This window comes from Chitinophagales bacterium (assembly GCA_020636495.1).
Taxonomy (GTDB): Bacteria; Bacteroidota; Bacteroidia; order Chitinophagales; family Chitinophagaceae; genus UBA5543.
In genome coordinates this window covers 250592-264041 of sequence record JACJXQ010000008.1, presented here as the reverse complement: position 1 = coordinate 264041, position 13450 = coordinate 250592, and the positions used below count along the sequence as shown (strand labels likewise).

Genomic DNA, 13450 nt, shown 5'->3' with positions numbered 1-13450 from the left:
ATGCGTAAGGCTAACTTATTCGTGGCTTAAGTGCTATATTTGTAGCTGGTAAAAAAATAATATATATGACGGCACGTGACTTTCAGGAGTATTTTGACGAAAAGATAGATAAGGAGATCGCGATAGAGCCCCGCGACTGGATGCCTGATAATTATCGTAAAACCCTCATCAGGCAGATATCGCAACATGCTCATAGTGAGATAGTAGGTATGTTGCCTGAGGGTAACTGGATAAGTCGAGCCCCGAGCTTGCGCCGTAAGGCCGTGTTGCTGGCTAAAGTGCAGGATGAGGCAGGCCATGGCCTGTACCTGTACAGTGCTGCAGAAACCCTGGGCATTACCCGCGATGAGATGTATGATCAATTGCACTCAGGCAAGGCTAAATATTCCTCAATATTCAATTATCCCACTACTACATGGGCTGATATGGGGGCTATTGGCTGGCTGGTAGATGGTGCTGCTATTATGAACCAGGTAGCACTTTGCCGTACATCATATGGTCCGTACGCCAGGGCAATGGTGCGCATATGCAAAGAAGAGAGTTTTCACCAGCGCCAGGGCTACGAGATACTACTGCAAATGTCAAAAGGAACAGAAGTACAGCGTAGGATGGTGCAGGATGCTATTGACCGCTGGTGGTGGCCTTCTCTGATGATGTTTGGTCCTTCTGATGATGACAGTCCTAATACAGAGCAAAGCATGAGGTGGCGTATCAAGAGGTTCACTAACGACGAACTACGTCAACGTTTTATAGATGTAACTGTAGAGCAGTGTAACATTTTGGGTATGACCCTGCCTGATGATAAGCTGAAATGGAATGAAGAACGTGGCCACTATGATTTCGGTGAAATAAACTGGGATGAGTTCTGGAACGTAGTAAATGGTAATGGCCCATGTAATAAAGAAAGGCTTGGTGCCCGTGTTAAGGCATGGGAAGATGGTAAATGGGTAAGAGAAGCAGCTATGGCTTACTCTGAAAAAAGAAAAGCACGTGCCGCAAAAGGCGACACAAAAGCTGCGTAATAAATTAAACCGTATCTGTTATTTATATATATGTCTGAACAAAAAGCGAATAAGAACGAATGGCCGTTGTGGGAGGTATTCATACGTAGTAAGGCCGGGTTAGACCACAAACATGTAGGTAGTTTACATGCCATAGATGCGGAAATGGCTATTGAAAATGCCAGGGACGTATATACACGCCGTATGGAAGGTGTAAGTATCTGGGTAGTTGAAAGCAAACATATTCATGCTTCAGACCCTCACAAATCTGCCGACATGTTTGAGCCGGCTAATGATAAGATATACAGGCATCCTACTTTTTACGATCTGCCTGATGAATTAACACATATGTAATTGTTCCTGATGAGTGATCATATTTTATATATACTGCAATTAGCAGATAATGCGCTTATCTATGGCCATAGGCTGGGAGAGTGGTGCGGGCACGGGCCAATACTGGAACAGGATATTGCTTTGACCAATATTTCGTTGGATTATATAGGTCAAGCGCGTAGTTTATATCAGCATGCTGCCAACTTGTTCAATGAACTGCCTGAAAATGAGAAGGAGGGACTGTTCAAGTCGGTACAACTTGAAGAGAAAATAAAGAGGAACGAGCCGTTTGATGAAGATGACCTTGCCTACCTGCGCGATGGCTGGGATTACCGCAACATATTGTTAGTGGAACAACCCAACGGCGACTGGGCTGTAACTGTTGCTCGCGCTTTCTTCTTTGATGTATTCCAGTTCATGTATTACAAGGCTTTGCAGAAAAGTAAAGATCTGCAACTTGCAGCCATAGCTGAAAAGTCATTGAAAGAGGTTACTTACCATAAACGCTGGAGTGCTGAGTGGGTAATTCGTCTGGGTGACGGTACGGAGGAAAGTCATGAAAAGATACAGGCAGCTGTAAATGATCTGTGGACGTTTACAGGCGAGATGTTTACCATGACTGCAGCAGAGCAGATAATGACAGATAAAGGCATAGCAGTGGATGTAAAACAATTGTTGGAAGGCTGGATAGAAGAGGTAAAAACTGTTTTCGAGGAAGCTACTTTGAGTTTGCCGGAAAATAGCTGGATGCAGGAAGGGGGTAAGAGTGGCCGCCATACTGAGCATTTAGGGTACATACTTACCGAGCTGCAGTTTATGCAGCGCACATACCCGGGTATGGAATGGTAATGCCTCTTTACGGTCCTATACCTGTATATCAAGCATAATTACCGTACAGGTGTGAATATAAAGCCATCATGTTCCATAGTGTTACCTTGTTATGATCCGCAGCAGCATTGGGTGTCGCGGGTTGTAGAACAGTATTATGCCTTGTCAGCAAAGCTGGGCATACCCGTAAGCGTTATTTTGGTGAATGATGGCAGCACGCGTGGTATCAGCCAGCAGGACATAGCAACACTTGAGGAAAAGATACCATCTTTTCAATTGGTAGAAAACCATGCCAACAGGGGAAAAGGGTATACCCTGAGGAAAGGGGTATCAATAGCAACAACTAGTGTTATCATATACACGGATATTGATTTTCCATATGCTTCTGATAGTATTGCTGATATTTATACAGCCCTGCAAGACCCGGATATCGATATTGCTATCGGTGTAAAGGATGAACAGTATTATGCCAGGGTGCCGCTTGCACGCAGGTATATTTCTAAAGTACTGCGGCTGCTTACAGCTATTCTTTTCAGTCTGCCGGTTACCGATACGCAATGTGGTTTGAAAGGCTTTAAGGCAGAGGCAAAAGATGTATTCCTTTCTACTTCTATCAATAGGTATCTCTTCGACCTGGAGTTTATTAGGAATGCGCACAAACAAAGATTCAGGATAAAAGCCATACCTGTAAGGCTAAATGACAATGTTGTTTTCAGCAGTATGAACTATAAATTGCTGATAAGCGAGGCGATGAATTTTCTGAAACTTGTTGTCCGCCGAAAATGATACAGGCATGAAAAAAGAAAGAGTATCATTCCTGTTGGTATCACTGGCTGCATTGGCAGTTACAATCTATTGCCTTTCGTATATAGTTACTGCACCGGGTAGTGTATTACTCAGCACAACCGGCGATGGAGCCAAAAATTATTTTACGTTTTTATATCATGCCACCTATGGCGAAGGTGTATGGTTCACGGGAATGAACTATCCTTATGGTGAGCATATTGTGTTTACTGACGGACAGCCTGTTTTTTCTGTACTGTTGGGTTATATAAACCATTGGATTCATGTTAATCCAATGGTTGTGATACATCTTCTTATCGGGACAGGATTTTTCCTGGGTATTGTATATATATATAAGATCCTACTCAGGTTAGTCTTGCCGCAATGGTGGGCATTTGTTTTTGCTTGTCTCATCATCATCATGTCTCCGCAGCAGTTGAAACTCACGGGGCATTTTTCATTGGCATATGCTTGTGTGTTGCCTATGTTGTTTTACTATCACCTTGCATGGCTACAAACAGGACAGCGCAAATATGTATGGCGATTATTCTTAACAGCTCTGGTCATCGCATTTGTGCACGTGTATTTCTCAATGATGTATGTATTGTGGGTGGTTTTCTACACTCCGGCATATGTTGTGTCATTAAGAGGTGGACTACGCTCAAAATGGAAGCACCTACTACCTGTATGGTTGGCTGTAACAGTTCCCATGGTTGTACTTAAGGTTTTCATGCTGTTGACAGATACTGTTACTGACAGACCGCAATATCCTTATGGCGCAAGAGATAACAGGACCTTTCTTAATGATATCTACACCTCATATACATCTCCCGTATGGATATGGCTGGAAAAACATACACAAACAGGTGCCTTAAGTGCAGGTAATGAGGGATATGCTTACACAGGTATGGCAACGATTATTATACTACTGATTGCTTTTGTAGTCTATTTGCTGAAAGTATTCAGGCAGAGGCAGATCAACAGTCCGTCAGCAGATGATAAACAGGTGGGGATATGGTTATGGATTGCAGTATGCATGTTGCTATTTGCCAGTTCTATCGTTTTTAGAAAATGTTATACATGCCTTGACCATGCTTATATCATTCGCCAGTTCAGGGCAGTTGGTCGTTTTGCATGGCCGTATTATTATATCGTAACCATTGTTTCTGTAGTCATTTTATACCGTTCGTATGTTCAACTCCGGTCAAAGGGTAGGAAGATTACCGCAATAATTATTGCATCCTTTTTGCTTCTTGTATGGTTATTTGAAGCTATCCCGTTTGCTGAAAAGACAAGAGCACTTGCACAAACGGCTCATAAAAAATATAATACTCTGCATCATAATGATGGAGTAACATGGCAGCATTATCTTGCACAACACCATTTTGAAAAAGAAGATTTACAGGCGATACTGGTAATGCCCTATGTACATATTGGCACTGAAAAGCTGGGCGTGCATGCCGGGCAAAGTGATATACTTGCCGGTGCTTTTAATATTGCTTTGCAGTTACATCTACCGCTTATGGATGTGATGATGTCGCGTAGCTCATGGTCGCAGGCATTTGCACAGGTAAAGGTAAATGGCGGGCCATTTACTGAGAAATACTTTAGCCAAACTGAGAATAGGAAAGGGGTACTGGTGCTTCATCCTGCCGGTGTTGCACTTAACAGGGATGAACAACATATCATCGACATGTCGAAGACAATAGGCACCAAACAAGGTTACGATGTGTATGTATTGTATCCTGAACACATACGTAATTACGAACAACAGTACCTTGATAGTTTGCAGTTAGTTTTCAATAGTATGACAGTGGGAGATACATGTATTAATGATGTCGGTCCGTGGGCAGTAGAACATTATGATACAGGAGCAGCTACTGAAAAGTTGTTTGGAGCTGGGGCCGAAGTAGCTATAAAAGGTAATATGAATATTGTTTTCAACCAAAAGCTTACTCCTGCCTATCATAACCAGTTATATGAGTTCTCTGCGTGGACATTAGTAAGTGATAAGGACTACAAAATAGGAAGGTTCAGGGTGATGGGTTTCGATGAAAAAGACAGCCTGGTACTAAATAAAATGATATTAGTACAGGAAAGTACTGATAACAAAGGTTTGTGGCTCCGCGCAAATGGTTATTTCAATATACCTGTAAGCTGCTACAGGGTAGAAGTGGAGCTTATTAATATTATCAATCCGGCATACCGTGCGCTGGATGAGCTGATGGTACGACCGGCAGATGCTGTTATACTTTCTAAAATGGCTGATGGTACAAGTATGGTGAATAACCATGTCTTCAGATAATACTCTTCATCTCTTATGTCATGGCAGTTACGTAATTTTATAGGACAATGAGTATAGCAACAGAACAGGTATATGAATGGTTGAGTCAGGTGTCTGATCCGGAAGTGCCTGTGCTTACAGTGATCGATATGGGTATCATCAGAGATGTACGATTGGATAATGAAGAGGGCACGGAAGTTACTATTGTTATCACGCCTACCTATAGCGGTTGTCCGGCTATGGATATGATCAGTATGAATATACGCATGTCTCTGATGAGCCGAGGCATTAAAAAAGTACATTTTCAAGAGCAACTTAGTCCTGCATGGACCACTGACTGGATGAGTGAAGATGGAAAACGAAAGTTAAAAGAATATGGAATAGCTCCACCACAAAGAAAGACATCTGACTCAGGTTTGGGTTTGTTTCAGCAGGATAATGTGCCATGTCCCAGGTGTGGTTCAACAGACACAGAGCTCGTAAGCCAGTATGGGCCTACTTCCTGCAAAGCATTATATAAATGTAATGCCTGTAAAGAACCGTTTGAGCATTTTAAATGCCACTAAGATTTACAACCCCAACTTTTCTATAGCATTTTGAGCAGCTACCTGTCCGGCTTCCTTTTTATTGTAGCCCGTACCAGTAGCAATAATTTCGCCTTCAAGCTGAATACCTATAGTGAATATTTTGCGGGTACCTTCGTTCTCTTCGCTTATGGTTTCAAAACTGATATTGTTGTTCTTCTTCTGTGACCAGCTGAGGAGTTTGTTCTTAAAGTTTGTATCCCTGTTTTCCAACGTGTCAATATCAATGTATGGTTTGAGTATCTGTTTGAGTATAAAACTCTTGGTACGGGAAAACCCCTGGTCAAGGTAAACAGCACCTATTAATGCTTCCAGCGCATTACCGAATATATGGCTGCGGCTTAGCCCTTTATCGTTCTCGTTGTACTGAACGATCTTTTGCAGCCCCATACGTAGCGCCAGATTGTTCAGTGTTTCGCGACGTACTATGCGGGAGCGCATCTCCGTCAGGTATCCTTCAGATTGGTATGGGTATTTTTTGAAAAGGTAATCTGCAATAACAGAGCCTAGTATGGCATCGCCCAAGAACTCGAGCCTTTCATTATTCTGTGCTATTTCTTCCAGTTTGGACCGATGCATCAATGCCAGCTGATAATAAGGCAAATGGTTAGGCGTAAAACCTAACAGGTGCTCTAACTGCGATACCAACTGTTTGTTGGGTGAAAATAGGTGCAGAATTCGTGAGGTAAACCGCCTCACAACTACTCCTGGTATTTTTTAAATATGACAGATGCATTGTGTCCGCCAAAGCCAAAAGTGTTGCTTAGCGCCACATTTACAGTACGTTGCTGAGCCTTGTGGAAAGTCAGGTTCAGTTTCGGATCTATTTCCGGATCATCTGTAAAGTGATTGATGGTCGGCGGCACTATATCGTGCATCACTGCTTTGATACTCGCGATAGCTTCAATAGCTCCCGCACCTCCCAGCAGATGGCCGGTCATAGATTTTGTAGAGCTGATGTTGAGGTTATAAGAGTGTTCGCCGAATACTTTTTTGATAGCCGTAAGTTCTGCGATGTCACCCAATGGAGTAGATGTACCATGTACGTTGATGTAATCCACCTCTTCCGGTTTCATACCTGCGTCATCCAGTACATTGTTCATCACATTGATAACACCCAATCCTTCAGGGTGCGGAGCAGTCAAGTGATAGGCATCGGCACTCATGCCACCGCCGCATACTTCGGCCAATATAGGCACGCCACGTTTTTTAGCATGTTCATACTCTTCCAGCACAATTGCACAACCCCCTTCGCCCAGTACAAAACCATCCCTGTCCTTATCAAAGGGGCGGCTGGCTGTTGCCGGATCGTCGTTACGTTCGCTCAGTGCTTTCATTGCATTGAAACCACCTATGCCTGCTTCTGTTACCACGGCTTCAGAACCACCAGTAATAAATACGTCAGCTTTGCCCAGGCGTATATAGTTAAAGGCATCTATTAATGCGTTGGTTGAAGAAGCACAGGCGCTTACAGTAGCGAAATTAGGCCCGCGGAAACCGTATTTCATAGAAATATGGCCTGCTGCGATGTCTAATATCAGTTTGGGAATGAAAAAGGGGTTAAACCTAGGCGTTCCGTCTCCGGCATTGAATGCTGTCATCTCTTCAATGAAGGTGATCATACCCCCGATGCCCGATGCCCAGATCACACCTACGCGGTCTTTATTTATGCTTTCGTCAGTAAGCCTTGCATGCTGTACTGCTTCGTCGGCAGAAATAACTGCAAGTTGAGAAAAACGATCCAGTTTCCTGGCTTCCTTGCGGTCCAGGTAGTTGAGCGGATCGAAGTCCTTTAACTCGCACGCAAATTTGGTTTTGAACTTTGTTACATCGAATTGTTTAATGAAATCGGCGCCCGAAACACCATTAATTAAGCCTTCCCAGTAAGCCGGAACGGTGTTACCTAATGGAGTCAGTGCGCCGAGACCCGTAACGACAACGCGTTTTAACGGTAATTTCATTGAAACAATTTCAGTTAACTAATTCTAAATCAAAATTTACTTTACGTGCTCTTCCAGGTAAGATATAGCCTGGCCTACAGTAGTAATGGTCTCTGCCTGTTCGTCAGGGATAGAGATGTTGAATTCTTTTTCGAATTCCATGATCAATTCTACTGTATCCAGAGAATCAGCTCCCAGGTCGTTAGTAAAACTAGCTTCAGGGGTAACTTCTGATTCGTCTACACCCAGTTTGTCCACGATAATTTTCTTAACGCGAGTTGCAATTTCAGACATGATTTATGCATTTAATTATGGTGCAAAAATATACTTTTTACCAAAACGAAAAAGCAATATCCAAATTTCTTCTTTTCCGCCTGTTTTATAATAAGTATTATAAATATAATATTAATTATTGTGACGCTCCTCAATTATTTTTCCGTCCTTCATAATCAGCGTCCTGTCGGTCATTCCGGCTAGTTCATCATTGTGTGTTATCATTACAAATGTTTGCCCGAATTGTTCTCTCAGGCTCAAAAAAAGGCGGTGTATGGCCTCTGCGTTATTACTATCAAGGTTGCCTGTAGGTTCGTCAGCCATAATTACATCCGGTTTGTTGACCAGAGCCCTTGCTATAGCCACACGTTGTTGCTCGCCGCCTGAAAGTTCAGACGGCTTATTATTAATCCGGGCTGACAGCCCTACTACATGCAGTATCTCAGCAGCCTCTTCAAGAGCTTGTTTTTTCCCTTTGCCACTTATCCATAACGGTACAGCTACATTCTCTATTGCTGTAAACTCGGGCAATAGGTGGTGAAACTGGAACACAAAGCCCATATGCTTATTGCGGAACGCTGCCTGTTTTTTCTGTTGTAGGGCAAAAAGATCAGTGTTATGTATAGTTACCTGCCCGCTATCCGGTTTATCCAATCCTCCCAGCAGGTGCAGCAAGGTGCTTTTGCCCGCACCCGATGCCCCGATAACCGAAACCACCTCGCCCTTGCCAACTTGCAAAGACACACCGCCGACGACGGTAAGATCGCCATATTTTTTAACAAGGTTATCGGCTACCAGCATGATGTAAAAATCTATTAAAAAGACAGCTTAACCAAACAATTACCTATATTAAATTTCATCAAGCAATGTCATTGAAAAATCAATATTGTTACATTAAAATTAAAAAGTTTGTAATTGTAAATTGAAAACTTACATTTGCGGGAGCAAGTAATACAATAAAATAAATTTAATATGTTTTGGACACTCGAATTAGCATCACATCTTGAAGATGCACCATGGCCGGCGACAAAAGACGAGTTGATAGATTACGCTATCCGTTCGGGAGCACCGCTTGAGGTGGTTGAGAACATCCAGGAGCTGGACGACGAGGGTGAGATATATGAAGGCATTGAAGACATATGGCCTGACTATCCTACTCAAGAGGATTTCTTCTTTAACGAAGACGAATATTAATAATTGATAAAACACTACATCCCTGTATGATATTCATACAGGGATTTTTTTATTGGTCAAATCTCTACCGTCACGGTATTAATATATCCATGTTCATCTACAGAATATCCATGTTCATCACAAAAACACAATGTTTAAATACTAGTGAAGGGACATTAGCGTTTTTGATACAAACAAAACAACAAACATGAAGCGCTACGCCATTATCGGGTTTTGCCTGTTTATTTTTTCCTGTAAAAAATCAACGCCCGTAGACTGTAGTACAGTTGCTTACTCCTCAACTATCAAACCGCTCATAAGCTCGAAGTGCGCTACAAGTGGTTGTCATTCAGGTAATTCATCGATAGGGAACTTTACCAATTATGACAATGTGTATGCCTATTATAAAAGCGGCAGGTTGAAGAGCGCAGTGGTGACCACTAAATCAATGCCGCCGAACAACTCGTTGTCGTCAACAGAAAGGAAACAGATTGAGTGCTGGATCAATAATGGGGCTATCAATAATTAAATTCAGTATTTAATTGAGTAAAAGAATATAAGGGCTTACCATTCGTATTCCTTCTCCACTCTTTTTCTGAGCTTGTTTACAAGCTCGAATGTAGCAGGGCAGCGAGGTACGTTACCTATGAAGGTATCATTGTACAACTCGAAAGGCTTTTTGTTATGATGCGGGAACTCTGCACAGTCAGCAGGGCGTATTTCATATATGGTACATTTATTGTCGCTACCCAGAAACTGACAAGGAGTAGCTGTATTCATCCAGTCTCCATCCTCGTCTTTATACAGCCATTTGTCTTTGAACTGTTTTGGTGTCATGCCCATGTGTTTGGAAATTCGGGCTATGTCTTTATTGGTATAGGTGGGCGTCATGGTTTTGCAGCAATTAGCACATTCCAGGCAATTAACATCTTCCCAAACGGCTTTCTCTATCTCAGCTACCAGTACGGGCAAGTCTTCAGGCACTATCCTATCCAGTTTATTAAGGAATTTTATGAGTTTGCCCTTTTTTTTGTCGGCTTTCTTAGCAAATTTCTTCAGATCCATAACGGTCATAAATATAGTGGTTTACCAATATGCTATCGTATTTTTGCATACTTTTTTATTTCCCTGTTGTTTTAATGTTAAGCTACAGGGCTTATGAGCGGTCATTAACATTCGTGTTTGAGGCTGTGCACCCCAAAGTATTATGAATATTAAGCAGGCAGGTATTTTATTGTTGTTATTATTTATGGTAGTGCACCTGCATGCGCAAACCAACGACTCGTTGAAGAAAAAAGAGTCGCTGAACCAGCCTGTAAGAAAGCAATATTTCAATGGTTATGTGCTTACAGGCAAGATAACGGATGCTGAAGACGGACAACCTGTACCTTTTGCACCTGTATTCATCACCGGTAGCCAGGTAGGTACAGTTACAGATGCAGATGGTGTGTACCTTATAGAGGTGGCATTGTTGCCAGGTGACAGTATTAAAGCTCAGGTGATAGGTTATGAACACAAAGCTGTAAAAATAGATAAAGGTAAAAAGAAGGCTACTTATAATATAGAACTGGAACGTTCATCGAACTTTATGAAGGAGGTGATCATCAAGCCAGGAGAAGACCCTGCTATAACCTTGATGAAGACTGTAATTCGTCAAAAACCTGTAAATAGTACTTCAAGGCTGGAGAATTATAAATATGAATCTTATAATAAGATAGAACTTGACCTGCTGAACCTGAACCGCAAAACCTTTGAAAAGCTGCCTGTACCATACCTTAAACAATTAGGCTTCGTATTCGAGAATACAGATTCTAACTCGTATGATCAGCCTTTTCTACCCATGTATCTGACAGAGGCTCTGTCGGACTATTACTATCAGCGGGAACCGAAAAAAAGTAAGGAATATATAAAGGCGACGCAGGTAAAGGTCATTAACAATAAGAACATGATGAACAGTATGTCTCAATACCTGGGTAAGATATACCTGGCTATTGACCCATACGAGAACAGGCTGCCATTTTTTGATAAGGAATTCATCAGCCCGGCCAGTAATAATGCACTCGCTTTTTATAAGTATAGGATCAGAGATACACAACAGTTATACGGTCATAATATCATCACCCTGCATTTTGAGCCACAACGCAAAGGCGAGAACTGTTTTGAAGGTATATTGAAAATAGTAGACTCTGTATTTGCGATACAACACATATCGGCTGACATGCCTGCAGCTGCTAATGTGAACTGGGTAAAGAAATCTTCTTTTTATAAAGAGTATGAACCGTTTGGTGATTCATTATGGTTCTGCACTAAAGAGAACATTACCGCAGAACTGGCAATAAGCCAGGAAGGGTTGGTAAAGATCCCTGGCTTTATTGTTAGAAAAACGACTTCTTACAAAGACCTTGAGGTAAACAAACCTGAGATCAGCGAGACAGTGAACGGTAAGAGCTTTAAGAAAGATGTTGTGGTGGCAGACAGTGCTACTAGTATGGGTGAAGCCTTCTGGGAGCATGCACGACATGAAAAGCTGAATAGAAATGAACAGGGCATATATGATATGTATGACTCGCTGGAAAACAACAGGGCTTACAATAGGTTGAAAACACTGGGTAAAATATTTGCAACAGGAGGGTATAAATTTGGCCCGATAGAAGTTGGTCCGTACTGGAATGCTTACAGCAACAACCAGATAGAAGGCAACCGTTTCCAGTTCTCATTAGGAACAACACCTAAATTGTTTAAGAGTATCTATCTGAATGGTTATCTGGCGTATGGTGTAGGTGACAATAGATATAAATACAACATGAACGCATTCTGGCTGATTAAGCGACAGCCACGCATGTACTTCAATTTTGCTTATACAAGAGATATAGATTATACTGTGAATTATTATGACAGGGTTACCTTTAACAACATAGCAACATCTCTGATCAGAAAATCTGGCATACCCCTGAAATACGTATTTGCCGATGATGTAAGGTTTGAGTTTTACCATGAATTCTTCAGCGGTTTCAGCCAGATGCTTACTGTATATCATAAAATATATGATCCCTATGATCCTCTGCCTTCGTCCAGTATATTCAGAGATGTGAATGGCAATGCCTCACCGACGGTTACCAACAGCGAAGTAAATGTTAGGTTGAGGTATGCCTATAAAGAAAGGTTCCTGAACGGTAATTATTACCGCTACAGCCTGGGCAGCAAATACCCGATAGTTGAAATGCGTCTGGCATTAGGACTGAAGAACGTGCTTAAAAGCGATTATGACTACCAGCGTGTAACACTCACAGTATCGGACAACTGGCGAATACCCGCAATGGGCCAGTTGTATGTAAACCTGTTCATGGGTAAATATTTTGGCACGTTGCCTTATCCGTTGCTGGAGCAGCATCCAGGTAACGAATATTACTCATATAACAAGTACGCATTCAATATGATGAACCAATACGAGTTCCTGAGTGACCAGTATATTGGCATCAACCTGGAACATAGCCTGGGTGGCGGATTGCTGAAATACATTCCATTGGTGAAAAAGCTTAAGTTTCGCCAGTTCTGGACGGCCAAAGGCCTTGTAGGCTCATTGAGCGACGCCAACAAAGCCTATAACTTCGACAAAGGATTTACCTTCCGTTCACTGGATGGGAAACCATATCTGGAGGTGGGCACAGGTATTGAGAATATATTGAAGATATTTCGCGTAGACTTTGTGTGGCGTGTAACGCCTAAAAGCATTCCAAATGAGAACCTACGCCGGGATTTTGGCGTGTTTGGTAGTATGAGGCTGAACTTCTAAAGCCCCCACTTAGCTAGTATCTGCACAGTATCGTTACCAGTCTTTGGTTTTTTAATGATGTGCTGTATAGTGCCATCTTCGTTAATGAGGAAGGTCCAGCGACGCATTCCGATAACAATATTGCCATACATATTCTTCTCGCCCCATGTACCGTAAAGTCCTGATATTTTCTTTTCAGGGTCTACCAGCAGTGGAAAGTTGAGTTTGAACTTTTCCGTAAAGTGTACATGACTGTCTTTGGTATCAGGGCTGACACCCAATACTGTGATGCCATACTTTTCCAGGTCTTTCCTGCTGTCCCTGAAGTTGCATGCTTGTTTGGTACACAGTTCGGTATCATCTTCAGGATAGAAGTATATCACCAGTTTTTTGCCTTTATAATCTCCCAGCGATATAGTATTTCCGTGCTGGTCTTTTGCTTTAAATAAGGGTGCTTTGTCACCTGCTTTTAATTCCAT

General features: G+C 42.1%; 15 protein-coding genes. 9 read left to right on the top strand and 6 right to left on the bottom strand.

Translation table 11 applies throughout. The annotated features are described in order from the left end of the window. Positions 1–65: 65 nt before the first annotated feature. From paaA to paaJ, 6 genes are read left to right on the top strand one after another with little or no spacing between them, the layout of a single operon-like run. A complete protein-coding gene (gene paaA, locus H6550_01250; protein ID MCB9044740.1) occupies positions 66–1022 on the top strand; it encodes a 1,2-phenylacetyl-CoA epoxidase subunit A in 957 nt (318 codons plus the stop codon). A 30-nt stretch (positions 1023–1052) separates the two neighbouring features. Then, positions 1053–1355, top strand: a complete 303-nt coding sequence (gene paaB, locus H6550_01245; protein ID MCB9044739.1) for a 1,2-phenylacetyl-CoA epoxidase subunit B — start codon at positions 1053–1055, stop codon at positions 1353–1355. A gap of 9 nt (positions 1356–1364) precedes the next feature. Then, complete coding sequence (gene paaC / locus H6550_01240; protein MCB9044738.1) at positions 1365–2183, top strand: phenylacetate-CoA oxygenase subunit PaaC; 819 nt, start codon at positions 1365–1367, stop codon at positions 2181–2183. A 51-nt stretch (positions 2184–2234) separates the two neighbouring features. Continuing rightward, entirely contained in the window at positions 2235–2948 is a 714-nt protein-coding gene (locus H6550_01235; protein MCB9044737.1) for a glycosyltransferase, read from the top strand. Between the two features lie 7 nt (positions 2949–2955). Continuing rightward, entirely contained in the window at positions 2956–5250 is a 2295-nt protein-coding gene (locus H6550_01230) for a hypothetical protein (protein ID MCB9044736.1), read from the top strand. Between the two features lie 47 nt (positions 5251–5297). Continuing rightward, positions 5298–5795, top strand: coding sequence for a phenylacetate-CoA oxygenase subunit PaaJ (gene paaJ / locus H6550_01225; protein ID MCB9044735.1), 498 nt, complete (start codon positions 5298–5300; stop codon positions 5793–5795). 3 nt (positions 5796–5798) lie between these two features. Here paaJ and rnc read toward each other — a convergent pair whose 3' ends face one another. The 4 genes from rnc to H6550_01205 form a co-directional block, all read right to left on the bottom strand. After that, positions 5799–6491, bottom strand: a complete 693-nt coding sequence (gene rnc / locus H6550_01220) for a ribonuclease III (GenBank protein MCB9044734.1) — start codon at positions 6489–6491, stop codon at positions 5799–5801. 23 nt (positions 6492–6514) lie between these two features. Continuing rightward, positions 6515–7774, bottom strand: coding sequence for a beta-ketoacyl-ACP synthase II (fabF, locus tag H6550_01215; protein MCB9044733.1), 1260 nt, complete (start codon positions 7772–7774; stop codon positions 6515–6517). A 36-nt stretch (positions 7775–7810) separates the two neighbouring features. Next, positions 7811–8047, bottom strand: coding sequence for an acyl carrier protein (locus H6550_01210; protein ID MCB9044732.1), 237 nt, complete (start codon positions 8045–8047; stop codon positions 7811–7813). 111 nt (positions 8048–8158) lie between these two features. Beyond that, complete coding sequence (locus tag H6550_01205; GenBank protein ID MCB9044731.1) at positions 8159–8827, bottom strand: ABC transporter ATP-binding protein; 669 nt, start codon at positions 8825–8827, stop codon at positions 8159–8161. A gap of 171 nt (positions 8828–8998) precedes the next feature. Here H6550_01205 and H6550_01200 point away from each other — a divergent pair, with 171 nt between their 5' ends. Then, a complete protein-coding gene (locus tag H6550_01200; protein ID MCB9044730.1) occupies positions 8999–9220 on the top strand; it encodes a DUF2795 domain-containing protein in 222 nt (73 codons plus the stop codon). A gap of 187 nt (positions 9221–9407) precedes the next feature. Next, the gene (locus H6550_01195) at positions 9408–9728 is read left to right on the top strand and encodes a hypothetical protein (GenBank protein MCB9044729.1); all 321 of its coding nucleotides are present in this window, start codon (positions 9408–9410) and stop codon (positions 9726–9728) included. 35 nt (positions 9729–9763) lie between these two features. Here H6550_01195 and H6550_01190 read toward each other — a convergent pair whose 3' ends face one another. Further along, a complete protein-coding gene (locus H6550_01190; protein MCB9044728.1) occupies positions 9764–10273 on the bottom strand; it encodes a YkgJ family cysteine cluster protein in 510 nt (169 codons plus the stop codon). A gap of 133 nt (positions 10274–10406) precedes the next feature. Here H6550_01190 and H6550_01185 point away from each other — a divergent pair, with 133 nt between their 5' ends. Next, the gene (locus tag H6550_01185; GenBank protein MCB9044727.1) at positions 10407–12992 is read left to right on the top strand and encodes a carboxypeptidase-like regulatory domain-containing protein; all 2586 of its coding nucleotides are present in this window, start codon (positions 10407–10409) and stop codon (positions 12990–12992) included. Here the strand turns inward: H6550_01185 and bcp are convergent. After that, the gene (gene bcp, locus H6550_01180) at positions 12989–13450 is read right to left on the bottom strand and encodes a thioredoxin-dependent thiol peroxidase (GenBank protein MCB9044726.1); all 462 of its coding nucleotides are present in this window, start codon (positions 13448–13450) and stop codon (positions 12989–12991) included. The two genes, H6550_01185 and bcp, sit on opposite strands and share 4 nt — an antisense overlap.